Genomic DNA, 24675 nt, shown 5'->3' with positions numbered 1-24675 from the left:
ACGAGCCACATTGGCGATGTCGTTGTATGTCATCGTACAACGAGGGAAAGGGTGGCGCAAGCGGTTTGCTGGCTGCTCGATAGTAGGGTCTTTCCGGATAAGGGTTTACGCAGAATCCCCGGTTGAGGCCGAGTGTCGTATGATGACTAACGATATGACCGGTCGCTTCCAGGAAATTCCGATGACTGCTTCTCCTCTCTACATCCGCGTGCATCCGGACGACAACGTCGCGATCGTCGTCAACGACGGCGGCCTGCACGAAGGCGCGACGTTCGCCGACGGGCTGACGCTGCGCGAAGGCGTGCCGCAGGGGCACAAGGTCGCGTTGGCCGACCTCGCGGCCGGCGACCCGATCGTCCGCTACAACGTGGTGATCGGCTATGCGCTGACCGACCTGCGGCGCGGCAGCTGGGTCAACGAGCGCACGATGCGCATGCCCGAGCCGCCGGGGCTCGACGACCTGCCGCTCGCGACGCGTGCCGCGCCGCCGCTGGCGCCGCTCGAAGGCTATACGTTCGAGGGCTTCCGCAATGCCGACGGCTCGGTCGGCACGCGCAACATCCTCGCGATCACGACGACCGTGCAGTGCGTGTCGGGCGTCGTCGAGCATGCGGTGAAGCGGATCAAGGCCGAGCTGCTGCCGCGCTACCCGAACGTCGACGACGTGGTCGGGCTCGAGCACACGTACGGTTGCGGCGTCGCGATCGATGCGCCCGACGCCGACATCCCGATCCGCACGCTGCGCAACATCAGCCTGAACCCGAACTTCGGCGGCGAGGTGATGACCGTGAGCCTCGGCTGCGAGAAGTTGCAGCCCGAGCGCCTGCTGCCGCCCGGCACGATTCCGGTGGCCGCCGACGGCGCGACCGACAACGGCGGTGTCGTGTGCCTGCAGGACGCCGCGCACGTCGGCTTCAACTCGATGATCGACTCGATCGTGACGATGGCCGAATCGCATCTCGAGCGGCTGAACCGCCGCCGCCGCGAGACGTGCCCCGCATCGGATCTCGTCGTCGGCGTGCAGTGCGGCGGCAGCGATGCGTTCTCGGGGCTCACCGCGAACCCGGCCGTCGGCTTCGCGGCCGACCTGCTCGTGCGCGCGGGCGCGACGATCATGTTCTCCGAGGTGACGGAAGTGCGCGACGGCGTCGCGCAGCTCACGTCGCGCGCGGCGAACGAGGATATTGCACGCGAGATCATCCGCGAGATGGACTGGTACGACCGTTACCTGCAGCGCGGCCGCGTCGACCGCAGCGCGAACACGACGCCCGGCAACAAGAAGGGCGGCCTGTCGAACATCGTCGAGAAGGCGATGGGTTCGATCGTGAAATCGGGCAGCGCGCCGATCGCCGGCGTCGTGCGCCCCGGCGATCGCGCGCGGCAGAAGGGGCTGCTGTACGCGGCGACGCCCGCGAGCGACTTCATCTGCGGCACGCTGCAGCTCGCGGCGGGGATGAACCTGCACGTGTTCACGACCGGCCGCGGCACGCCGTACGGCCTCGCGCAGGTGCCGGTGATCAAGGTCGCGACGCGCAGCGATCTCGCGCGCCGCTGGCACGACCTGATGGATCTCGACGCCGGGCAGATCGCGACCGGCGCGGCCACGATCGAGGATGTGGGCTGGGAACTGTTCCGGCTGATGCTCGACGTCGCGAGCGGCAAGCGCCGCACGTGGGCCGAGCAATGGAAGCTCGCGAATGCGCTGACGCTGTTCAATCCGGCGCCGGTGACCTGACGCGCGCGGTGGTGACGGCAGACGATGCGGGCGCCTTCGGGCGCCCGTTTTTGCTGTGGCGGCGGGCTCGCGATGCGGCGCATGCATGTCGTACGCGGCCGGCACGAATTCCTTACCTCGCACGTAATCGACCGCCCGCGCGAGGCCGGCGACGATAGCTGCACGCGGACACGAAACGTTCGCGACACCGTTCCCTCATCGACACAAGGAGCCTCGCCATGAACACCGCCCAATCCGCACGGTCCGCTCACGCCGACCTGATCGACCGCTACTTCGACGCATGGAACGAACCCGACGTCGCGCGCCGCCGCGCGCTGATCGATGCGACCTACGCGAGCGATGCGACCTATCGCGATCCGCTGATGGCCGGCGACGGCCACGCGGGCATCGACACGATGATCGCGGCCGTGCAGGCGCGCTTCCCCGCATACCGCTTCCGCCGCACGACCGACGTCGACGCGTTCGGCCAGCATCTGCGGTTCTCGTGGGCGCTCGTGTCGCCCGACGGCGCGGCGATCGTGAAGGGCTCGGACTTCGGCGCCGTCGATGCGTCGGGCCGTCTCGCATCGGTCACGGGTTTCATCGACGAAATGCCCGTCGCGGCGTCGTGAAGCGAGCGATACCTGCCCGGCGGCGACAGCGATCGGGTAATTTATGCGTTCATTCCTGATCCTGGAGACAAGCCGACATGTTGAAGAATCTCGACCCGCTGCTGCACGCCGACATCCTGCACACGCTGCGCGCGATGGGCCACGGTGACGAAATCGCGATCTGCGACGCGAATTTTCCGGCGGAATCCGTCGCGGAGCACACGGTGGTCGGCCGCGCGCTGCGGATCGACGGCGCCGATTCGGCACGCGTCGCGCGTGCGGTGCTGTCCGTGCTGCCGCTCGATACGTTCGTCGACACACCCGCATGGCGGATGGAAGTCGTCGGCGACGCGGCTGCGGTGCCGCCCGTGCAGCGCGAGGTGCAGGCGGAGATCGACCGCGCGGAAGGGCGTGCGGTGCCGCTCACCGGCGTCGAGCGTTTCGCGTTCTACGAGCGCGCGCAGCAGGCGTATGCGGTGATCGTCACCGGCGAACTGCGCGGTTACGGCTGCTTCATCTTCAAGAAAGGCGTGCTGTTGAGCGACGCGGGCTAAACGCTTTTTTCGTGCCGCCGCAAGCGGGCCGCGCGACCGCTGCCGTGTAAAGATTTGCTACAACCTTTTTCTTGGACCCGGCCGAAAGACCCTCTATGCTGGCCCATTTGCCGCGGGCCCCGCAGGGTCGCGCGGCCCCGAGCCGCGTGGGCGCGCCACGTCCGGCCGGCCGAACTGCATACGAGGAGAGAGGCATGACGCGTTCCGTCGATTCCGGCGTCATTTTTTTCGCACGCCTGGCGCTGGCGGCGTTGTTCCTGTGGGGCGGCGTGATGAAGCTGCTCGGCTACGGCGATTTCGTCGGTTACCTGCATGGGTTGAACGTGCCGTATCCGCAGGTCGTCGCGCCGATCGTCGTCGCAATCGAGGGGCTCGGCGGCCTGCTGCTGATCGTCGGCTACAAGGTGAAGCCGCTCGCGCTGCTGATGGCGTTCTATACGGTCGCGACCGCGATGGTCGGGCACAATTTCTGGGATGCGACGGACGCCGCGGTCCAGCACGAGATGGTGATCCACTTCTGGAAGAACATCTCGATCGCCGGCGGTTTCCTGCTGCTGTTCGTCACCGGCGCGGGCGGCGCGAGCATCGACGGCCTGCGCCGTCCGAGTTCGTCGTACGGCGGCTTGCGCTGATCGCACGCGCGCCGTTGCGCTGAAGCAAAACGAAAGGGCCGAATCCCGCACGCCGCGGGATTCGGCCCTTTGTTCATGGAACGGGCGCGTGCGCCGCGTTCAGTGCGCGTCCTTCACGTCCTTCGCATCCTTCGAGAACTGCACGGCGATCGCGCCGAGCACGCAGATCGTCGCGACGTACACGACCGGTGCGAGCGGATTCGACTTCATCATCAGCGACACGATCACCGGCGTGAGGCCGCCGAAGATTGCATACGCGACGTTGTACGAGAACGAGATGCCCGAGAAGCGCACGACGGCCGGGAAGCTCTTGACCATCACGAACGGCACTGCGCCGATCGTGCCGACCATGAAGCCCGCGATCCCGTAGTAGAGCGGCAGCGTCGACGCGTCCGCCGCGACCTGCACGAACAGCAGGTAGTAGCACGCGGCCAGCCCGAGGCCGCCGATGCCGAGCACGCGCTTCGCGCCGATCCAGCCCGCGAGCGAACCCGCGGTGATGCAGCCGGCCGTCAGGCACAGCGTCGCGACGCTGTTCGCGAACAGCGTCGTCGCGGGCGTCAGGTGGAACTGCTTCTGCAGCAGCGCGGGCGTCATCAGGATCACGACGACGATTGCCGCCGACAGCATCCACGTGAGCAGCATCGACACGATCACCGCGCGGCCGTGGTCGCGCAGCACGGCCTTCAGCGGAATCTCGGCCGCGAGCGCCTTTTTCGCCTTCATCTCGGCGAACACCGGCGTTTCATGCAGCCAGCGGCGCAGGTACACGGAGAACAGCCCGAACACGCCGCCGAGCAGGAACGGGATGCGCCATGCGAACGCGGCGACTTCGGCGGTCGAGTAACGGCTGTTGATGCCGGCGGCGACGAGCGAGCCGAGCAGGATGCCGGCCGTGAGGCCCGCGGTCAGCGTGCCGCAGGCATAACCGATATGGCGCGACGGCACATGCTCGGACACGAACACCCACGCGCCCGGCACTTCGCCGCCGACCGCCGCGCCCTGCAGCACGCGGAACAGCAGCAGCAACACCGGCGCGAGGATGCCGATCGAGTCGTAGGTCGGCAGCAGGCCCATCAGCAGCGTCGGCACGGACATCATCAGCACGCTCAGCGTGAACATCCGCTTGCGGCCGAACAGGTCGCCGAAGTGCGCCATGATCACGCCGCCGAGCGGACGCGCGAGATAGCCGGCCGCGAAGATGCCGAACGTCTGCAACTGGCGCAGCCAGTCGGGAATGTCGTGCGGGAAGAACAGCTGCCCTATCGCCGGTGCGAAGAACACGAAGATGATGAAGTCGTAGAACTCGAGGGCGCCGCCGAGTGCGGCGAGGCCAAGGGTCTTGTAGTCGCTGCGCGTGAGCGCGCGTTCGGCGGCGCGAGGCACGCCGCTCAATTCGGAAGCTTGCATGGTCAGGACGATCGGTTTTCGAATGTTGTTGTCGGTGCTGCGTCTCCAGGGCCCGCTATCGGCATGGACTGACAAGGCGCGGCTTGCGTCGTCGAGGCGTGCCGGGTGCCGGATAGGGCACGAAACACGCACCGCCGCACCGGGATGGGGCGCGGCGCAGACGAAGCGTCAAAGCGGGTGGGGGGATTCTACAGGAGCGCGAAATGCGCGCGCGGGTGCGCACCGAGGAAGGCTTCGAACGTCCAGCCGAAGCGTGCGCGGCGCGGGCGGCCGGTGAGCCGCTTCCCGCGCCGCGCGGGGCAGGTCGCGCGTATCAGTTGCCGGCGATCGTATCGACCGGCTTGAACGCGCCGTGCTCGACCTTGTAGATCGTGACCGGCGCATCCTTCAGGTCGCCCTTCGTGTCGTAAGCGATGCTGGGGGCCGACACGCCCTTGACCGATACCTTGCCGAGATACGGCGTGTACACCTTCGGGTCGGTCGAGTTCGCGTCCTTCATCGCGGTGAGCAGCGCGATCGTGCCGTCATACGAGTACGGCGAGTACGTGATCACGTCTTCGTTGAAGCGCGCCTTGTAGCGTGCCGCGTAGCCGGCGAAGCCCGGCATCTTTTCCTTCGGCAGCCCGCCCATGTAGACGATCGCGCCTTCGGCCGCTTCGCCGCCGACTTTCAGGAACGTCGGCGAGCGCGACATCTCGCCCGTCACGAACGCCGCTTTCATCCCGAGCTGGCGCATCTTGCGGATCATCGGCGACGATTGCGCGTCGCCGCCGCCGTAGAAGACCGCGTCGGGATTGACGCCCTTGAGGTTGGTCAGGATCGCCGAGAAATCGAGCGCCTTGTCGTTCGTGAAGTCGCGCTTGACGATCGTGCCGCCCGCCGCCTCCACGGCCTTCGCGAATTCGTCGGCGATGCCCTGGCCGTAGGCCGTGCGGTCGTCGATGATCGCGATGCGCTTGAAGCGCAGCGTCTTCACCGCGTACGTGCCGACGATGCGGCCCGCCTGCGCGTCGCTCGTCAGCAGCCGGTAGGTCGTCTTGTAGCCGCGCGCCGTGTATTGCGGCGACGTCGCCATCGAGATCTGCGGCAGCCCCGCGCGATCGTACAGGTCGGACGCCGGAATGCTGGTGCCCGAGTTGAAGTGGCCGATGATCCCGCGGACGTTGTCGTCGATCAGCCGCTGCGCGACGGTCGTGCCGGTGCGCGGGTCGGCCTGGTCGTCCTGCGAGTCGAGCTGGAACGTGACGGGCTTGCCGCCGATCGTCGGGCGCGTCGCGTTGAAGTCGGCGATCGCGAGCTGCACGCCCTTCTGCATGTCCGAGCCGTAGTTCGACTGCGGGCCGGTCAGCGGTGCGGCGAAACCGATCCTGACGACGTCGGCGGCGATGGCATGCGTGCCCGACAGTGCGCAGGCGGCAGCCAGCGCGACGTACGATACCTTCAGCTTCACTTTCACTTCCCCTTGATGGCGTGGTTGGGCCGCCGCCGGCTAGCGGGCCGGCGCCGGTAAACCGGGCGAGACGGTTCGGCCGGCAGGCCGATGCGAAGGCCATGCTTGCTCGCCGCGGGCAGCCCGGGTTGTGCCGGAATCGGCGTGCGCTGCGGGTGATGCGGCGAGGCCGTGCGCGCCGATTGCTGCAGCGGCGCGGTGTCGTCTCGTGACCGTGAAGCGAAGTCTAGATAGCGAAAATGCGCGCGTCTTGCGCGTTCGGTGCGCGGCCGGCGACGATATCGGCATATCGTCGATAACCCTGATATATGCCGAAATCGTCACGTCGAATGCGCAATCGCGCCAAGACGCTGCACGTCCGCATTTTTAGGATGGTGGATCCGGACACGCAGTGCCGGTGCGCCAATGCGGCAGGTCGGCATCGGCGCATGCGTGACTGCATGCGGCGGCGCAAGCGGATTCGCGGCCGGCCGCCGTACCCGCAGCGCGGTAGTTGCGCGCGCAACGGATGTCGCTTGCCGATGCCGGCCGATCGGCGGCGCGATGCGACGGCTGCCGCCAGCTTGCCCGCCCCCCGCGATCGGCGCGACGCGATTGAAGGGGCGCTCCTATAATCGACGCCATCTGCCACTCGCTTCGCGGATGCCGGGATGACGACCTTGCTTGCCGTACCGCCCATGAGCCTGTCCGACACGTTGCGCTACCAGCCCGACAACGCCGATTTCGGCGCGATGCTCGCGCATTTCCGCCTGCTCGAACCGGTGTTCGATGCGCTGCCGGACGTCGCGTTCTTCGTGAAGGATGCGAGCGGTCGCTACGCGCTCGTCAACCGCACGCTGGCGATGCGCTGCGGCTACAAGGACAAGCGCGACCTGCTCGGCAAGACGACCGACGAAGTGTTTCCGCGCCGCTTCGGCCGCAGCTATTTCGAGCAGGACATGGCGACGATCAACGCCGGCCAGCAATTGATGGACCAGCTCGAGCTGCACCTGTATCCGGGCCGCCAGCCGGGCTGGTGCCTGACCTGCAAGGAGCCGCTGCGCGACGCCGCGGGCAAGGTGGTCGGCCTCGCGGGCATCTCGCGCGACCTGAAGGCGCACGAGGGATCGCATCCGGCCTACAGCAAGCTCGCCGACGTGGTCCAGCACATCCAGGATCACTACGTGCAGCCGCTGAACCTGAAGCATCTCGCGCAGATGGCCGGGATGTCGGTCGCGCAGCTCGAACGCTATTTCCACAAGGTGTTCCACCTGACGCCGCGCCAGGTGCTGCTGAAGACGCGGCTCGATGCGGCCACCGCGCTGCTCGTCACGCACGACAAGGTGACCGACGTCGCGGCGCTATGCGGCTATACGGATCACAGCGCGTTCACGCGCCAGTTCAAGGCGACGGTCGGCGTGACGCCGACGGAATACCGGTTGATGCTGCAGGAGCGGGCGGGATGACGCGAGACGCCGGAAGGGCCGGCGCGTCGCAGGGATCGGGGCGATGCGGGGAAGCGGGGAAAACGGCGGCTCAGCGGTAGCCGAGCCCTTTCAGGACGGCCGTGCCGTCTTCGGTCAGCCGGAAGCTCGGAGCCGTATCGGCGTCGAGCTTGATCATCTCGACGAGGCCGGCTTCCTGCAGCGCAGGCAATTCGGGTTTGGCGTTCGCTCCGATCGGCGCATGCAGCAGCACGAGCAGCGTCGCGATTTCGTGATGACTGAGCAGGCGGCGCAGCATCGTCTTCTTTGCAGGGGGCGCGGCCTGGCGGCCCGCGGGTGCTTCTACGGCGCTCATCGCTTTCCTCCTTTTCGAGATAACCATCGGGTACTGGTTGCGGATGGTGCCGTCGAAGACTTAAGCGATTCTTAAAACGGTGGCGGGCGACGGGATGCTGCGCTGCGGTACGGGTTACCGTATGTAACGTCATACGGAGCGCGGCTCCCGGCCGGGTCACGGTCAGCCGCGCGGGCTGGTTCTCGGCCACTCGATTCGCCACGATGGTGCGCGCGGGATGCGGCCCTTTGAGTCGGACGCGGGCTGCGGCGTGATCCGGCCCCAGACTCCCGATTCGCATCCTTCCGTTATTTCCTGCGCTGCGCCTGCGCGGCGAGCCGCACGGCCGCGTTCGCCGCGCCGTAGCCGTCGTATCCGCCGCGCCGCTCGACGATCTCGAGCGAGAAGCGGTTGTCGACCAGTTCCGTATACGCGTGCAGGAATTCGCCGCCGTGCTCGTCGCGGTCGTACAGCAGGTGGTGCGCGCTCAGCGTGTCGATCAGTTCGTCCGGCAGTGCGTAGCGCGCGGCGAGATCGTCGTAGTAGTTCGGCGGAATGCGCAGGAACGGCACGCCGTCGGCCGCGAACGCGGCGATCGTCTTCACGATGTCGTCGGTGCGGAACGCGACGTGGTTCAGCCCCGTGCCGTGGTAGCGGTCGAGCGATTCGGCGACGGCCGTGTGACGGTCGACCGACGCGTTCAGCGCGATCCGCACCGAGCCGTCGGCGCTGCGCACCGCGCGGCTGCGCATCAGCCCGTACGGATCGGGCACGAGCCAGCTGCGCTCGGCCTCGAAGCCGAACGCCGTCTTGAAGAACAGGATCCACGTGTCGAGCGCGTCGGCGGGCAGTGCGAGGCACACATGGTCGATGCCCGTCAGCGGGCCGACTTCGCTCGGGCCGTCGATGTCGGTCAGCACGAAGTCCGATTCATACAACGTCGGCGCGTTCGGCGCTTCGTCGACGAAATACTCGAGGCTGCCGTCCGGCGCCTGCACGCTCGGCAGCACGCGCTCGTTCGGCCCGACGCGGCCGGAGAACGGCGCGTAGCCGAAGCCGGCCGCGCGTTCGAATGCCACTTTCGCGTCGTCGACGCGGAACGCCGACGCGCACAGCGACAGCCCGTGCTGCTGGAAGAACGCATCGGCGAACGAGTCGCGCTCCGCGTTCAGCACGATCGACGCGGCGCCGTGCTGGAACAGCGTCACGTCCTTCGAGCGATGCCGGCCGGCGAGCCGGAAGCGCATCCTGCCGAGCCATTCGCCGACGGTCGCCGCTGCCTGCGCGTCGACCGCGAATTCGATGAACTGGAACCCGACGTGCGCGGGCGGCGCCGGCGGCGCGAAGAGCGGCTGGCCGGCGGCCGGCGCACGGCCGTCCTGCGCAAGCCGCGTGCGCGTCAGTTCTTCCAGATAGAGCAGCGAGCGATGGCCGTCGGCGGCCGTGATCGCGGTCGGCGCCGCGCGGAAGCCGTCGTTGAAGATCTCGAGCGACAGCGGCCCGGTGTAGCCCGATTCGATCACGCGCGCGGTGAAGCGCGCGAGGTCGAAGTCGCCCTGGCCCGGGAACGAGCGGTAGTGGCGGCTCCATTCGAGCACGTCCATCGCGAGTTTCGGCGCATCGGCGATCTGCACGAATGCGATGCGGTCGCCGGGAATCTCGGCGATCGCATCCGGCGAATCGTCGAGCGACAGCGTGTGGAAGCTGTCGAGCGCGAGGCCGAGATGCGGGCTGTTCACGGCGTTCACGAGTTTCCACGCATGGCCGTACCGGTTCACGACGCGGCCCCACGCAAGCGCTTCGTACGCGGCGACCACGCCGGCCTCCCGGGCGGCTTCGGCGAGCGCGCCGAGCTGGTCGACGAGCAGCCCGTCGTCCGCGATCGTGTCGGCCGACACGTTGCTGCAGACGAGGATGCGGTCGGTGCCGAGCGCGTGCATCACGTCGAACTTGCGCTTGATGCGATCGAGATTGCGTGCAAGCTGTGCCGCGCTCACGCCCTCGAAGTCGCGAAACGGCTGGAACAGCACGATGTCGAGGCCGAGATCGGCGGCCATGCGCCGGACGTCGGCCGGCGATCCGTCGAAGTAGACGAGGTCGTTTTCGAAGATTTCGACGCCGTCGAAGCCCGCGGCCTGGATGGCGGCGAGCTTCTCGGCGAGCGTGCCGGACAGTGACACGGTGGCGATCGAGCGCTGCATGGGCGAATCCTGCGGATGAGCGGGGCATGGCGTCGGTCGAACCGGCCCTGAATGAACCAGTCGTTGAGTTCCGGGTGCGCGCCATATCCCGAATTTACTGGGTAAGTGACATGGATTATACAAACTAACTAGTTGGTACAAATTAGCGAAAACCCGAAAAGACATTGCGCTTGCGCAAGCGCACACTAGCGCCAAATCTTGACGTCAGGGGGCGAAGTCGGCTAGCGATTCGCCCCCGTTTTAGGAGCAGAATCACCATGAGCAAGCACAAGGTGCTGGTGCTGAACGGCCCGAACCTGAATCTGCTGGGGACACGCGAGCCCCATATCTACGGCGCGGAAACGCTCGCCGACGTCGAGCAGCGCTGCCGCGCGGCGGCCGACGGGCTCGGGCTGGAGATCGATTTCCGCCAGTCGAACGCGGAGCACCAGCTGATCGACTGGCTGCATGCGGCGCGTCACGACACGCACGGCATCGTGATCAACCCGGCCGCCTATACGCATACGTCGGTGGCATTGGCCGATGCGCTGTCGGCGATCGCGAAGCCGGTGATCGAAGTGCATATCTCGAACGTGCATCGCCGCGAGGCGTTCCGTCACCATTCCTATGTGTCGGCGGTCGCCGAAGCCGTGATCTGCGGCTGCGGCACCGAAGGCTACGTGTTCGCGCTGCAGCGTCTGTCGACGCTGTTTGCGCAGGGAGCCGCGCGATGAGCCGCCCGTCGTTTCTGATCGGCCTGATCGGCCAGGGTATCGGCGGTTCGCTGTCGCCCGCGATGCACGAGGAAGAAGGATTCCGCCAGGGCTTCGGCTACGTCTACCGGCGCATCGATCTCGACGTGCTCGGCGTGACCGCCGACGCGCTGCCGCAACTGCTCGATGCGGCGCAGCGGATGGGCTACAACGGACTCAACATTACGCACCCGTGCAAGCAGCGCGTGATCGAACACCTCGATGAGCTGTCGGACGATGCCCGCGCGCTCGGCGCAGTGAACACCGTGCTGTTCAAGGACGGCAAGCGGATCGGCCACAACACCGACTGGTCGGGCTTCGCGAAATCGTTCCGCCGCGGGCTGCCCGGTGCGTCGCTCGAACGCGTCGTCCAGCTCGGTGCGGGCGGCGCGGGCGCGGCCGTGGCCCATGCGGCGCTGCAGATGGGCGCGGCCGAACTGACGATTTTCGATGTCGATGGCGCGCGCGCCATCGCGCTCGCGGGCGAGCTGCAGCAGCGCTTCCCGGCCGCGCGCGTTGCGTCGGGCGGCGCTCCGTCCGGCGACGATCTCGCGGCCGCGATGCGCGCCGCGACGGGCCTGATTCACGCGACACCGACCGGCATGACCAAGCACCCGGGCCTGCCGCTGCCGGCCGAGCTGCTCCACGCTGGGATGTGGGTGGCCGACATCGTGTATTTCCCGCTCGAAACCGAACTGATCCGCGCCGCGCGCGCGGCCGGCTGCGCCACGCTGCCAGGTGGCGGGATGGCCGTCTACCAGGCCGTCGACGCGTTCGAGATCTTCACCGGACGCACGCCCGACCCCGAGCGGATGTTCGATCACTTTCAGTCGCTCGTCGCGCGCTGACCCCCTTATAGAAAGAGAGACCAGGAGACGACCATGCAGCACACCACTCATACGAGTGCCGCGCCGGCGCAGGCGGCCGGCACGGTCCGGCGCACCTCGGCGCGCTACAAGATTCTCGCGCTGCTCGCGATCGGCACGATGATCAACTACCTCGACCGCACCGTGCTGGGGGTGGCTGCGCCGCAGCTTACCAAGGAGCTCGGCATCAACGCGGCCGTGATGGGCATCATGTTTTCCGCGTTTTCGTGGACGTACGTCGCGATGCAGGTGCCCGGCGGCCTGTTCCTCGACCGCTTCGGCAGCAAGATCACCTATTACTGGTCGATGACGCTGTGGTCGCTTTGCACGTTACTGCAGGGTTTCGTGCCGGGCGTCGCGACGCTGCTCGCATGCCGGCTCGGCCTTGGCGTGACGGAGGCGCCGTGCTTCCCGACCAACAGCCGTGTCGTCGCGACGTGGTTCCCGCAGAACGAGCGCGCGATGGCAACGGGCACCTATACCGTCGGCGAGTACATCGGCCTCGCGTTCTTCAGCCCCGTGCTGTTCGCGCTGATGGGCGCGTTCGGCTGGCGCTCGCTGTTCTGGGTCGTCGGCGCGGTCGGCATCGCGTTCGGCCTGGTCTGGTGGAAGTTCTATCACGAGCCGCGCAACCATCCGGGCGCCAACTCGGAAGAGCTTGCGTATATCGAGGCGGGCGGCGGTCTCGTGCACGCCGCACGCAAGGACGGTGACAACGGCGGCAAGGGCGGGCAGAAGAAGTTCAGCTGGGCGATGGCCGGCCAGTTGCTGAAGAAGCGCCAGCTCGCGGGCATCTGCCTCGGCCAGTTCGCCGGCAATTCGACGCTCGTGTTCTTCCTGACCTGGTTCCCGACCTATCTCGCGACCGAGCGCCACATGGGCTGGCTGAAGATCGGCTTCTTCGCGGTGATGCCGTTCATCGCCGCGTCGGTCGGCGTGATGTTCGGCGGGATCTTCTCCGACTGGCTGCTGCGCCGCGGCAAATCCGCGAACCTCGCACGCAAGCTGCCGATCATCGCGGGCCTGCTGCTCGCATCGACGATCATTCTCGCTAACTACGTGCAGAGCAACGAGGCCGTGATCGCGATCATGTCGGTCGCATTCTTCGCGCAGGGGATGGCCGCGCTCGGCTGGACGCTCGTGTCGGACATCGCGCCGGACGGCCTGCTCGGCGTGACGGGCGGCATCTTCAACTTCGCGGCGAACCTGGCGGGGATCATCACGCCGCTCGTCGTCGGCTTCATTGTCGCGTCGACCGGCTCGTTCGTCGGTGCGCTCGTGTTCATCGGCGTGATCGCGCTGGTCGGGGCGCTGTCGTACATCTTCGTCGTCGGCGACATCAAGCGGATCGAGCTGTAAGCACCCACTCCACGCGCATCTCGTGCGTTCGCCCGGCGGCCGGTTGGCCGCCGGGCTTTTTTGTTTGCGCGCCGGCTGGTGTGCCGGCTTGTATCCCGGCTCGCGTGGCGCGTTACGCGCGCTGCACGGCGATGCCGAGCGATTCGACCGCCTGCGCGATCGCAGCCACCGCGCGCCGGATATCGTCGGCATCGATCGCGCCGATGCAGCCGACGCGGAAGGTCTCGAGCTGCGTGAGCTTGCCCGGATACAGGATGAAGCCCGCGTCGCGCACCGCGTCGTAGAAGCGGCGGAAATCGTAGGCCGGATGGTCGGGCGCGTGGAACGTGACGATCACGGGTGCCTGCACGCCCGCGTCGAGGAACGGCACGAAGCCGAGCGCGCGCATCGATTCGACCAGCGTCCGGCAATTCTCCGCGTAGCGCGCGCCGCGCGCGGGCTGGCCGCCTTCGGCGAGGTACTGGTCGAGCGCGGCGCGCAGCGCGGCGATCACGTGCGTCGGTGGCGTGAAGCGCCACTGGCCCGTCTTGCGCAGGTACGCATATTGATCGTGAAGATCGAGCGCGAGCGACCGCGAGTTGCCTTCGCTCGCGTCGAGCGCGTCGCGCCGCACGATCGCGAAACCCATCCCCGGCACGCCTTCGAGGCATTTGCCGCTCGCCGAGATCAGCGCATCGATGCCGCTGTCCGCCAGCGCGATCGGCAGCGCGCCGAACGAACTCATCGCATCGACGATCAGCCGCTTGCCGTGTCGCCGGCATGCGGCCGCGATCGCGTCCAGCGGGTTCAGGATGCCGGCGCTCGTCTCCAGGTGCACGAGGGCGACGTGCGTGATGCGCGGCTCGCGTGCGAACGCGGCCTCGACCGCGGCCGCGTCGACGGCCGCGTCCTCGCCGAACGGCAACGCGATCGCGTCGATGCCGAGCCGGCCGAGGATCTTCAGGATGCGCGCGCAATACGCGCCGTTGTCGGGCACGAGCACGACGCCGTCGCGCGGCACCAGCGTGCCGAGCGCGGCCTCGACCGAGAACGTGCCGCTGCCCTGCATCGGCACGCACACGTAGTCGCCGCCGCCGCGCGCGATCGCGACGAGGTCCGTGCAGACGCTGGCCGTCAACTGGTTGAAAGCGGCGTCCCACGACCCCCAGTCATGTTGCATTGCGTGGCGGGTTGTGGCGGACGTGGTGAGCGGGCCGGGCGTGAGCAGGATCGGGTCGGGCATGGTTTGTCTCCAGCAAAGGTCGGGCGAAACGCCGGGCGGCATTTCTGAATGACGTGCATGATATTGGCAAAATGTGTCATTTTTTGGAAATTGTGGCACTCGTCACGGGTTTGTCATTGAACGCTGTGATCCTTCGGTTGCCGCGCGAAACCAACCGCAGCGCGGCGGCGAGGCGGGCCGCTTATCGGCCTGCCCGGAGATAACAGGCCTTGCATGGAGCCGGAGGAAGTGCTGAAGCGCCAACTCCGGCCGACCGCGAAGCATGGGGCCGGACATGCCCCGGCCGTTTGGTGTTCCGCCTACGGAGAAGTGAGATGACACTGCAGAATTCCTCGCGCGCCGCTGCCGGCGCGTTCCGCAAGCTCGCACTGGCCGCCTGCGCCGCCGGTCTGCTGCAAGGTGCCGCGCTGCCGGCGCATGCGGCAAACGCGGTCGTGCTGTATACGGCGGACGGTCTCGAGAACCTCTATCGCGATGTGCTGCCGGCCTTCGAGAAGAAGGAAGGCGTCAAGGTCAACATCGTGACGGCGGGCAGCGGCGAGGTCGTCAACCGCGCGAACATCGAGAAGAATTCCCCGAAGGCCGACGTGATCGTCACGCTGCCGCCGTTCATTCAGCAGGCCGGCCAGATGGGCCTGCTACAGGCGTATCAGAGCGTGAACTACAAGAACGTGCCGGCGATCGCGAAGGCCGAGGACGGCACGTGGGCGACGTTCGTGAACAACTACTTCTCGTTCGCGATCAACCCGGACGTCGTGAAGAACCAGCCGAAGACGTTCGCCGACCTGCTGTCGCCGAGCTACGCCGGCAAGGTCGCGTACTCGAACCCGGCCACGGCCGGCGACGGGATGGCCGTGCTGATCCTGACGACCTCGCTGATGGGCGAGGACAAGGCGTTCGACTACCTCGCGAAGTTGTCGCAGAGCGTGAAGTTCCACACGAAGGGCACGGGCTACCTGAACGTGCTGCTGTCGCGTAACGAGATCAGCGTCGCGAACGGCGACCTGCAGATGGACCTCGACGATGCCGAACACGGCGCGCTGTCCGTCAAGCCGATCTTCCTGGCCGCGAAGGAAGGCGACCAGCCGACCACGTTCCAGCTCCCGTACGGCATCGGGCTGATCAAGAGCGGCCCGAACCAGGACGCCGGCAAGAAGCTGATCGACTATCTGATGTCGACGGAAGTGCAGTCGAAGGTGCCGGACATGTACGGCATCCCGGGCCGCACGGACGTGCCGCTGGCCGGCAAGAACGGCGAAGCGGTCAAGAAGGCGATCGCCGGCGTGAAGCTGATCCCGGTCGACTGGGCCCAGGTGATGGCGAAGAAGCCGGTGTGGATCGAGCGCTGGAAGAAGGACGTGATCGGCAGCTCGGGCAAGCAGCTCGACGTCGTCAAGCCGAAGTGATCGGCGCACACCGCCTGTATCAGCGAGCAAGAGGATGAACCCGGTGGAAACCACCCTGACCCATCCCGGCGCATTCGGCGCCGCCGAACCGCACGCGACGCTGCGGTCCGGCGCGCCGGGCGGCGTGCAGATCCAGCACCTGAGCGTGCGCTACGGCGCACGCACGGTGCTGGAAGATCTGTCGCTGTCGATCGGCGCCGGCGAATTTCTGACCGTGCTCGGCAAGAGCGGCTGCGGCAAGACCACGCTGCTGCGCTTCATCGCCGGGTTCGTGAAGGCCGACGGCCTGACCGGCACGCTGACCGTTGCCGGACGCGACCTGACCTATGCGCCGCCGCACAAGCGCAATCTTGGTCTGCTGTTCCAGAATTACGCGCTGTTCCCGCACCTGTCGGTGTTCGAGAACGTCGCCTTCGGGCTGCGCGCACGCGGCATGGCGTCGCCCGAAGTGACGCGACGCGTCGCCGACGCGCTGAAGCTCGTGCAGCTCGGCGATGCGGGCCACCACCTGCCCGCGCAGCTTTCGGGCGGAATGCAGCAGCGCGTCGCGCTGGCCCGCGCGCTCGTGATCGAGCCGGACGTGCTGCTGCTCGACGAGCCGCTGTCGGCGCTCGACGCCAACCTGCGCGCATCGGTGCGCAGCGAACTGAAGGCGCTGCACGAGCGCCTGCCGAACCTGACCGTCGTCTGCGTGACGCACGACCGCGACGACGCGCTCGTGCTGTCCGATCGCGCGCTGCTGCTGCGCGACGGCCGCATCGCGCAGCTCGGCACGCCGCAGCAACTGTACGACGCGCCGCAGGACGGCTACGTCGCGCGCTATCTCGGCCCGGCGAACCTGCTGCCGCCGCACGTGATTTTCCCGCTCGGCGATCCGCGTCACGAAGTGCGCGACAAGGTCGCGTGCGTGCGCCCCGAGCGCCTGACCGTGATGCCGCCCGCTGCAGGCGGCTTGCACGGCACGGTGTCGTCCGTCGAATGGCAGGGCGCGGACCTGTCGATCGCGGTCGTGATCGACGCGGCGCCCGACGAACCCGTGCGCGTGACGATGCAACGCGGCCGCGGCGCGGCCCCCGAGCGCGGTGCGCGCGTTTCCCTGCATTGCGAGGCAGACGATGTCGTCCTTATCGAGCCCTGAGGCCGGCCTGCCGCCGCACGTGCTCGCGTCCGCCGCCGCGCATGCCGCCGTCGCGCGGCGCCGCAAGCGCATGGGCGACCTGCACCTGGCCGCGCTCGCGGTCGTCGTGCTGGGCCCGCTCGTCGTGTATCCGCTGGTGCGGCTCGTACTGCTGAGCGTATCGGGCGAACACGGGCTGAGTTTTGCCGCATACCGGACCTTCTTCGGTAACCCCGACACGCGCACCGTGCTGCTGACGACGCTCGGCGTGCTGTTCGCGAGCGCCGGCACCGCGTCGGTGCTCGGCGTGCTGCTGGCCGCGCTGCTGTTCTTCAAGCCGTTTCCGGGCGCATCGCTCGTCACGCGCTTCCTGGAACTGTACGTCGCGTTTCCGTCGTTCCTCGTCGCGTTCACGCTGATCTTCCTGTACGGCTCGCAAGGGTCGATCGGCATCGCGCTGCAGCGCCTGTTCCATCTCGAGAATCCGCCGCTCGATTTCCTGTTCGGCATCGGCGGCGTGATTCTCGCGCAGACCGTGTTCTATACGCCGTTCGTCGTGCGGCCGACACTCGCGTCGTTCGCGACGCTCGACCTGCGGCTGATCGAAGCCGCGCGCAGCCTCGGCGCGCCCGGCTGGATGCTCGCGCGCCGCGTCGTGCTGCCGATCGCGTGGCCGGGCATCGCCGCCGGCACCGTACTGTGCTTCCTGCTGACGCTGAACGAATTCGGGATTTTGCTCGTGCTCGGCAGCGCGCGGCTCGTGACGCTGCCGGTCGCGATCTACAGCAGCGCGACCGTCGATCTCGACCTGCCGACCGCGTCGGCCGGCGCGGTCGTGATGCTCGCGCTGTCGCTGGCGCTGTATACGGTTTATCGCCGGGTGAACCGGCGTGCGACGGGAGGGGACGATGTCCGCTGAATTCCGTATCGGGCAGGCCGTGCCGCGCCGCCAGATCGGCTGGAGCGACGCGCTGCTCAAGCATGCGTCGCGCGCCGCGCTCGCGCTGGCCGCATTCGCGTGCTTCTGGCTGTTCGTGCTGCCCGTCATCGTCGTCGCGCTGTCGAGCGTGTCGACGCAATGGTCGGGCACGATCTTGCCGGCCGGTTACAGCCTGCGCTGGTTCGAGCGGCTCGGCTCGCCGGAATACGATGCGCTGCTGACGAGCCTCGAAATCGGCTTCGGCGTGTCGGCGATCGGCACGATCCTCGGGCTGTGGCTTGCGCTTGCGCTCGAAGGGCGCGACCGACGCGGCCTCGGCGCGGTCGTCGACGCGCTCGTGATGGTGCCGAACGGCGTGCCGAGCGTCGTGCTCGGGCTCGCGGTGCTGATCGCGTATCACCAGAAGCCGGTCGACTTGTCGAGCTCGGCGGCGATCGTCGTGCTCGTGCAGCTCGCGCTGATTTTGCCGTTCTGCTATCGCTGCGCGGCCGCCGCGCTGCGCCCTGAGCTGACCGTGCTGCGCGAAGCCGCGGCGAGCCTCGGTGCGCCACCCGCGATGGTGCTGCGCCGCGTGCTGCTGCCGCAGCTCGTGCCGGCGCTGCGCGCGAGCCTCGCGCTCGGTTTTGCGCTGTCGCTCGGCGAGCTCGGCGCCACACTGACGGTTTATCCGCCCGGCTTCGCGACCGTGCCGATCGTCGTGATCGGTCAGGTCGAGCGTGGTTATTACCTTCCGGCATCGGCGTTGTCGCTGCTGATGCTCGGCGCGTCGCTCGCGGCGCTGCTGCTGATCGCCGCGCGCGTGCCGCGCGGCACGCGGGCTGCATCATGAACGCCGCGTTCGCATTGCGCCATCCCGGTGAAGCGTCGGCGGCCGGCGCATCGCCGGATCTCGCGGGACGCTCCGTCGACGTCAACGGCCGGCGCTACCGGCTGCCGGTCGAGCCGACCGTCGTCGTCTGTGTCGACGGCTGCGAGTACGACTATCTCGAACGTGCGGTGGAAGCGGGCGTCGCGCCGTTCATTGCCCGGATGATCGCGGAAGGCACGGCGTGGCGCGCCGATTGCGTCGTGCCGACCTTCACCAACCCGAACAACCTGTCGATCGTCTGCGGCGTGCCGCCGTCGGTCCATGGGATCTGCGGCAACTATTTCTGGGACGCGGCCGCCGACGGCGGGCGCGGCGCCGAAGTGATGATGAACGATCCGGCCTATCTGCGGGCCGGTACGCTGCTCGCGGCGGCGTCCGACGCCGGTGCGCGGGTGGCCGTCGTGACGGCGAAGGACAAGCTGCGCCGGCTGCTTGGCTGGCAGCTGAACGGCATCTGCTTTTCCGCCGAGAAGGCCGCGCAGGCGAATCTCGCGGAAAACGGCATCGTCGACGTGCTCGACTGGGTCGGCCTGCCGTCGCCGGATGTCTACAGCGCGGCGTTGTCCGAATTCGTGTTCGCGGCCGGCGTGCGGCTCGCGCAGACGCGGCAGGTCGACCTGATGTACCTGTCGACCACCGACTACGTGCAGCACAAGTGCGAGCCGGGCAGCGCCGGCGCGAACGCGTTCTACGCGATGATGGACGGCTATCTCGCGCAGCTCGACGCGCTCGGCTGGGCGATCGGGCTCACGGCCGACCACGGGATGAACGCGAAGCACGATCCCGCGACCGGCCGCCCGAACGTGATTTATCTGCAGGATGCGTTCGACGGCTGGTACGGCGCGCAGGCCGCGCGCGTGATCCTGCCGATTACCGATCCGTATGTCGTGCACCACGGCGCGCTGGGTTCGTTTGCAACCATCTACCTGGCGCCGGGCGTCGACCGGGCCGAGGCGATGTGGCGCGTCGGCGGCCTCGACGGTGTCGAGCTCGTGCTCGACAACGCGGAAGCCGCCGCACGCTTCGAGCTGCCGGCCGACCGGATCGGCGATCTCGTCGTGATCGGCCGTCGCGACATGACGCTCGGCACGCGCGAGCGCGAACACGACCTGTCGGGCCTCACGGTGCCGCTACGTTCGCATGGCGGCGTGTCGGAACAGGAAGTGCCGCTGCTGTTCAATCGCCGTATCGAGCGGGACGATCCCGCGCGTCGCCCGCGCAACTTCGACGTGTTCGATTTCGTGCTGAACCGGATCGCGACATGATGGCCCACCCCCGGCAAGACCACCCCGAGTTTCGCGCCGAGGCGCTGCGCTGGTGCGGCACGCGCGCGACGCGCGAGCGCACCTTCGATATCGACGATCCTTATACGGGCGCCCGGGTCGGTACCGCGCCGCTCGCCAGCGTCGACGACGTGCGCGCCGCGTTCGATTACGCGATGGCCTACCGGCCGAAGCTTACGCGCTACGAGCGTTCGCAGATCCTCGAACGTGCGGCCGCGCTGCTGCGCGAGCGTACCGAGGAAGCGTCCGACCTGATCACGCTCGAATCGGGGCTGTCGAAACAGGATTCCCGCTACGAGATCGGTCGCGTTGCCGACGTGCTGAAGTTCGCGGCGGTCGAGGCGCTGCGCGACGACGCGCAAAGTTTCTCGTGCGACCTGACGCCCCACGGCAAGGCGCGACGCGTGTTCTCGCAGCGGCAGCCGCTCGACGGCGTGATCGTCGCGATCACGCCGTTCAATCATCCGATGAACCAGGTTGCGCACAAGATCGCGCCGGCGATCGCGACCAACAACCGCGTGATCGTGAAGCCGTCGGAGAAGGTGCCGCTGTCGGCGTTCTATCTGGCCGATCTGCTGGTTGAGGCCGGGCTGCCGGAGCCGATGCTGCAGGTGCTGACCGGCGACCCGCGCGAGATTGCGGACGAACTCGTTACGCATCCGCATGCATCGCTGATCACGTTTACCGGCGGCGTTGCGATCGGCAAGGCGATTGTCGCGCGGGCCGGCTACCGGCGCATCGTGCTGGAGCTGGGCGGCAACGACCCGCTGATCGTTCTCGATGATGCCGATCTCGAACGCGCGGCATCACTGGCGGTGCTCGGTTCGTACCGGAATTCGGGCCAGCGTTGCACGGCCGTCAAGCGGATGCTGGTGCAGCGCTCCATCGCGCCCGCGTTTACCGAGTTGCTCGTCGAGAAGACCCGCGCATGGAAGTACGGCGATCCGTTCGATCCGGCGAACGAAATGGGCACGGTGATCGACGAGGCGGCGGCGCGGCTGTTCGAGGCGCGGGTCGACGAGACGGTTGCGCAGGGTGCGCGCCTGCTGACCGGCAATGTGCGGCGCGGCGCGCTGTATGCGCCGACCGTCCTCGACAACGTCGATCCGTCGATGACGATCGTGCGCGAGGAGACCTTCGGCCCCGTATCGCCCGTCATCGCGTTCGACACGATCGACGACGCGATCCGGATCAGCAACGGAACGGCGTTCGGGCTGTCGTCGGGAGTCTGTACGGACAGCACGGCAGCCGTCGTGCGATTTGTAAACGAGCTGAACGTCGGCACCGTGAATGTATGGGAGGTGCCCGGATACCGGATCGAGTTGTCGCCGTTCGGCGGGATCAAGGATTCGGGGCTCGGTTACAAGGAAGGTGTTCAGGAGGCGATGAAGAGCTTCACGAACCTGAAGACGTTTTCGCTGCCTTGGGAGTGAGCGAATGGCATTGACGGTGGAAGAGATCCACGGGCTGTATCGCGAGCACGGCCATGTGGCCTATAGCGGTGAACCGGTCACGCAGCTCGAGCATGCGTTGCAAAGCGGATTGCTGGCGGAAGAGGCGGGCGCTGACGAAGCGCTGGTTGCGGCGGCGTTTCTGCACGACCTCGGGCACCTGCTGAATCGCCAGGGCGAGACGCCGAGCGCGCGCGGGATCGACGATCTGCATCAGTATTACGTGCTGCCGTTCCTGCGGCCGCTATTTTCCGACGCGGTGCTGGAACCGATCCGGCTGCACGTCGATGCGAAGCGCTGCCTGTGCCGCACGGACGCCGGCTACTTCGAGAGCCTGTCGCCGGACTCGGTGCGCAGCCTCGCGTTGCAGGGGGGCATCTTTAGTGAAGAGGAAACGGCGGCGTTCCTGCAGCGCCCGTTTGCGGAGGACGCGCTGCGTTTGCGTCGCTGGGACGATACCGCGAAGGAAGAAGGAAAAACGACGCCGGATCTCGATCACTATATGGAGATCGTCGCGCGCCAGGTGCGCGCGGCCTGACGGTTCGGCTGCTTCTATAAAAGGCCCCGCACGCGGCAGCGTGCGGGGCCTTTTATTTTTTGCGAAACCCCTTGCATGATTGTCGCGGGGTGCATAGAATCACGCCTCTTTCGCGCTAACGGAAACGCGGCGCGGGGGAGGGAAGCGAAGTCGGTGGTGTGCAGCAGGTTGGGCGCACGGCTGGCGCAGGAAGATGGGCCCCGCAGTCGCAACGAAGTGGTTAAAAAGTTGTTGACGAGCTGCGAAACACGGTTCATAATCTCGCTTCTCTGCTGCTGAAAACGCGGCGCTGCTGAGAAACACGAAGTTTCTCGCAGAAATGCTCTTTAAAAATTAACAGCCGATAAGTGTGGGCGCTTGATGGAAGCGAGCTGATCTTCGGATCAGATAGCGAAAGTATCAAGAGTCTCACACTAAAGTAAGTCAGGTTTATGAAGTGATACATATTCCTGTCAGCTTTGAGTGAGCGACCGGTTCTTAACTGAACCGAAAACAGTAACAGGTTTAAACTGAAGAGTTTGATCCTGGCTCAGATTGAACGCTGGCGGCATGCCTTACACATGCAAGTCGAACGGCAGCACGGGTGCTTGCACCTGGTGGCGAGTGGCGAACGGGTGAGTAATACATCGGAACATGTCCTGTAGTGGGGGATAGCCCGGCGAAAGCCGGATTAATACCGCATACGATCTACGGATGAAAGCGGGGGACCTTCGGGCCTCGCGCTATAGGGTTGGCCGATGGCTGATTAGCTAGTTGGTGGGGTAAAGGCCTACCAAGGCGACGATCAGTAGCTGGTCTGAGAGGACGACCAGCCACACTGGGACTGAGACACGGCCCAGACTCCTACGGGAGGCAGCAGTGGGGAATTTTGGACAATGGGCGAAAGCCTGATCCAGCAATGCCGCGTGTGTGAAGAAGGCCTTCGGGTTGTAAAGCACTTTTGTCCGGAAAGAAATCCTTGGTTCTAATATAGCCGGGGGATGACGGTACCGGAAGAATAAGCACCGGCTAACTACGTGCCAGCAGCCGCGGTAATACGTAGGGTGCGAGCGTTAATCGGAATTACTGGGCGTAAAGCGTGCGCAGGCGGTTTGCTAAGACCGATGTGAAATCCCCGGGCTCAACCTGGGAACTGCATTGGTGACTGGCAGGCTAGAGTATGGCAGAGGGGGGTAGAATTCCACGTGTAGCAGTGAAATGCGTAGAGATGTGGAGGAATACCGATGGCGAAGGCAGCCCCCTGGGCCAATACTGACGCTCATGCACGAAAGCGTGGGGAGCAAACAGGATTAGATACCCTGGTAGTCCACGCCCTAAACGATGTCAACTAGTTGTTGGGGATTCATTTCCTTAGTAACGTAGCTAACGCGTGAAGTTGACCGCCTGGGGAGTACGGTCGCAAGATTAAAACTCAAAGGAATTGACGGGGACCCGCACAAGCGGTGGATGATGTGGATTAATTCGATGCAACGCGAAAAACCTTACCTACCCTTGACATGGTCGGAATCCTGCTGAGAGGTGGGAGTGCTCGAAAGAGAACCGGCGCACAGGTGCTGCATGGCTGTCGTCAGCTCGTGTCGTGAGATGTTGGGTTAAGTCCCGCAACGAGCGCAACCCTTGTCCTTAGTTGCTACGCAAGAGCACTCTAAGGAGACTGCCGGTGACAAACCGGAGGAAGGTGGGGATGACGTCAAGTCCTCATGGCCCTTATGGGTAGGGCTTCACACGTCATACAATGGTCGGAACAGAGGGTTGCCAACCCGCGAGGGGGAGCTAATCCCAGAAAACCGATCGTAGTCCGGATTGCACTCTGCAACTCGAGTGCATGAAGCTGGAATCGCTAGTAATCGCGGATCAGCATGCCGCGGTGAATACGTTCCCGGGTCTTGTACACACCGCCCGTCACACCATGGGAGTGGGTTTTACCAGAAGTGGCTAGTCTAACCGCAAGGAGGACGGTCACCACGGTAGGATTCATGACTGGGGTGAAGTCGTAACAAGGTAGCCGTATCGGAAGGTGCGGCTGGATCACCTCCTTTCCAGAGCTATCTCGCGAAGTTGAGCGCTCACGCTTATCGGCTGTAAATTAAAGACAGACTCAGGGGTCTGTAGCTCAGTCGGTTAGAGCACCGTCTTGATAAGGCGGGGGTCGTTGGTTCGAATCCAACCAGACCCACCATTGTCTGACGTGTCGGTGATCGTTAGCGCTTTAGCGCTTACGAGTACCCCAAGCCGACAGGCTAGTACCTGAGGTCTCTGTACATGGGGGCATAGCTCAGCTGGGAGAGCACCTGCTTTGCAAGCAGGGGGTCGTCGGTTCGATCCCGTCTGCCTCCACCAATCTTCAATGGGAAGCGTTTGGATCACACGAAAGTGACGTGTGAGACGAGCATTTGCCATTGGCGATTGAGCCAGTCAGAGTGATATGAGTAACACCATATCGGCTGTCGTTCTTTAACAATCTGGAAGAAGCAAGTAATTTGGATAGCGGAAGCGTCTCGAGATGGACGTGAAAACTATCCGGGTTGTGATTGTATCGATGTATCTCAAGATGATTCGAACTT

The 24675-nt window shown here is 66.1% G+C and carries 20 protein-coding genes, 2 tRNA genes and 1 rRNA gene; 18 read left to right on the top strand and 5 right to left on the bottom strand.

Annotation, left to right across the window (positions count from 1 at the left end; genetic code table 11):
- Positions 1-181: 181 nt before the first annotated feature.
- The 4 genes from garD to FPJ27_RS17600 all read left to right on the top strand — a co-directional run bounded on the left by garD (position 182) and on the right by FPJ27_RS17600 (position 3511).
- Positions 182-1735: a galactarate dehydratase gene (garD, locus tag FPJ27_RS17615; RefSeq protein ID WP_204421970.1), complete on the top strand. Its 1554-nt coding sequence runs from the start codon at positions 182-184 to the stop codon at positions 1733-1735.
- Positions 1736-1953: 218 nt separating this feature from the next.
- Complete coding sequence (locus FPJ27_RS17610) at positions 1954-2346, top strand: nuclear transport factor 2 family protein (protein WP_072444610.1); 393 nt, start codon at positions 1954-1956, stop codon at positions 2344-2346.
- A 77-nt stretch (positions 2347-2423) separates the two neighbouring features.
- On the top strand, positions 2424-2879 hold the full coding sequence (locus FPJ27_RS17605; protein ID WP_072444612.1) for an RbsD/FucU family protein: 456 nt from the start codon (positions 2424-2426) through the stop codon (positions 2877-2879).
- 194 nt (positions 2880-3073) lie between these two features.
- A complete protein-coding gene (locus FPJ27_RS17600) occupies positions 3074-3511 on the top strand; it encodes a DoxX family protein (protein WP_072444614.1) in 438 nt (145 codons plus the stop codon).
- A gap of 99 nt (positions 3512-3610) precedes the next feature.
- On the opposite strand, the gene FPJ27_RS17595 is transcribed toward FPJ27_RS17600, so the two are convergent.
- The gene (locus tag FPJ27_RS17595) at positions 3611-4921 is read right to left on the bottom strand and encodes an MFS transporter (protein ID WP_204421969.1); all 1311 of its coding nucleotides are present in this window, start codon (positions 4919-4921) and stop codon (positions 3611-3613) included.
- 313 nt (positions 4922-5234) lie between these two features.
- Complete coding sequence (locus FPJ27_RS17590) at positions 5235-6371, bottom strand: branched-chain amino acid ABC transporter substrate-binding protein (RefSeq protein WP_083534239.1); 1137 nt, start codon at positions 6369-6371, stop codon at positions 5235-5237.
- Between the two features lie 650 nt (positions 6372-7021).
- On the opposite strand from FPJ27_RS17590, the gene FPJ27_RS17585 reads away from it, so the two are divergent.
- The gene (locus FPJ27_RS17585; protein ID WP_034181780.1) at positions 7022-7816 is read left to right on the top strand and encodes an AraC family transcriptional regulator; all 795 of its coding nucleotides are present in this window, start codon (positions 7022-7024) and stop codon (positions 7814-7816) included.
- Positions 7817-7886: 70 nt separating this feature from the next.
- Here FPJ27_RS17585 and FPJ27_RS17580 read toward each other — a convergent pair whose 3' ends face one another.
- Both FPJ27_RS17580 and FPJ27_RS17575 read right to left on the bottom strand, forming a co-directional pair.
- Positions 7887-8150 (bottom strand): hypothetical protein, encoded by a 264-nt coding sequence (locus FPJ27_RS17580; RefSeq protein ID WP_072444620.1) that lies wholly within the window; start codon positions 8148-8150, stop codon positions 7887-7889.
- A gap of 287 nt (positions 8151-8437) precedes the next feature.
- Entirely contained in the window at positions 8438-10330 is a 1893-nt protein-coding gene (locus FPJ27_RS17575; RefSeq protein WP_204421968.1) for a sugar phosphate isomerase/epimerase and 4-hydroxyphenylpyruvate domain-containing protein, read from the bottom strand.
- A gap of 257 nt (positions 10331-10587) precedes the next feature.
- On the opposite strand from FPJ27_RS17575, the gene aroQ reads away from it, so the two are divergent.
- The 3 genes from aroQ to FPJ27_RS17560 are packed head-to-tail and all read left to right on the top strand — an operon-like array spanning position 10588 to position 13286.
- Positions 10588-11043 (top strand): type II 3-dehydroquinate dehydratase, encoded by a 456-nt coding sequence (gene aroQ / locus FPJ27_RS17570; protein ID WP_034181783.1) that lies wholly within the window; start codon positions 10588-10590, stop codon positions 11041-11043.
- The gene (locus tag FPJ27_RS17565; protein ID WP_204421967.1) at positions 11040-11909 is read left to right on the top strand and encodes a shikimate dehydrogenase; all 870 of its coding nucleotides are present in this window, start codon (positions 11040-11042) and stop codon (positions 11907-11909) included. Before aroQ ends, FPJ27_RS17565 begins: the two co-directional genes overlap by 4 nt.
- A 33-nt stretch (positions 11910-11942) precedes the next feature.
- Complete coding sequence (locus FPJ27_RS17560) at positions 11943-13286, top strand: MFS transporter (protein WP_204421966.1); 1344 nt, start codon at positions 11943-11945, stop codon at positions 13284-13286.
- Between the two features lie 112 nt (positions 13287-13398).
- On the opposite strand, the gene FPJ27_RS17555 is transcribed toward FPJ27_RS17560, so the two are convergent.
- Complete coding sequence (locus FPJ27_RS17555) at positions 13399-14508, bottom strand: 2-aminoethylphosphonate--pyruvate transaminase (protein WP_204421965.1); 1110 nt, start codon at positions 14506-14508, stop codon at positions 13399-13401.
- 314 nt (positions 14509-14822) lie between these two features.
- Between FPJ27_RS17555 and phnS the strand changes: the two genes are divergently transcribed.
- The 10 genes from phnS (at position 14823) to FPJ27_RS17505 (ending at position 24451) form a co-directional block, all read left to right on the top strand.
- A complete protein-coding gene (phnS, locus tag FPJ27_RS17550) occupies positions 14823-15914 on the top strand; it encodes a 2-aminoethylphosphonate ABC transporter substrate-binding protein (protein WP_111018957.1) in 1092 nt (363 codons plus the stop codon).
- A gap of 34 nt (positions 15915-15948) precedes the next feature.
- The gene (phnT, locus tag FPJ27_RS17545; protein ID WP_204421964.1) at positions 15949-17052 is read left to right on the top strand and encodes a 2-aminoethylphosphonate ABC transport system ATP-binding subunit PhnT; all 1104 of its coding nucleotides are present in this window, start codon (positions 15949-15951) and stop codon (positions 17050-17052) included.
- Positions 17030-17950, top strand: coding sequence for a 2-aminoethylphosphonate ABC transporter permease subunit (gene phnU, locus FPJ27_RS17540; protein ID WP_204421963.1), 921 nt, complete (start codon positions 17030-17032; stop codon positions 17948-17950). Before phnT ends, phnU begins: the two co-directional genes overlap by 23 nt.
- Complete coding sequence (phnV, locus tag FPJ27_RS17535) at positions 17940-18800, top strand: 2-aminoethylphosphonate ABC transport system, membrane component PhnV (RefSeq protein ID WP_204421962.1); 861 nt, start codon at positions 17940-17942, stop codon at positions 18798-18800. Before phnU ends, phnV begins: the two co-directional genes overlap by 11 nt.
- Positions 18797-20104, top strand: a complete 1308-nt coding sequence (gene phnA / locus FPJ27_RS17530; RefSeq protein ID WP_204421961.1) for a phosphonoacetate hydrolase — start codon at positions 18797-18799, stop codon at positions 20102-20104. The genes phnV and phnA overlap by 4 nt, the downstream gene beginning before the upstream one ends.
- Positions 20101-21555 (top strand): phosphonoacetaldehyde dehydrogenase, encoded by a 1455-nt coding sequence (gene phnY, locus FPJ27_RS17525; RefSeq protein ID WP_204421960.1) that lies wholly within the window; start codon positions 20101-20103, stop codon positions 21553-21555. The genes phnA and phnY overlap by 4 nt, the downstream gene beginning before the upstream one ends.
- 4 nt (positions 21556-21559) lie before the next feature.
- A complete protein-coding gene (locus FPJ27_RS17520) occupies positions 21560-22111 on the top strand; it encodes a phosphonate degradation HD-domain oxygenase (RefSeq protein ID WP_204421959.1) in 552 nt (183 codons plus the stop codon).
- Between the two features lie 506 nt (positions 22112-22617).
- Positions 22618-24150: ribosomal RNA gene (locus FPJ27_RS17515) — 16S ribosomal RNA — on the top strand.
- 63 nt (positions 24151-24213) lie between these two features.
- Positions 24214-24290, top strand: a tRNA-Ile gene (locus FPJ27_RS17510).
- A gap of 85 nt (positions 24291-24375) precedes the next feature.
- A tRNA-Ala gene (locus tag FPJ27_RS17505) sits at positions 24376-24451 on the top strand.
- Positions 24452-24675: the final 224 nt, after the last annotated feature.

The organism is Burkholderia sp. MS455 (assembly GCF_016899445.1).
In the GTDB taxonomy this organism is placed as follows: Bacteria; Pseudomonadota; Gammaproteobacteria; order Burkholderiales; family Burkholderiaceae; genus Burkholderia; species Burkholderia pyrrocinia_C.
The sequence above is the reverse complement of the archived record's forward strand: the minus strand, read 5'-3'. Positions and strand labels throughout refer to the sequence as shown.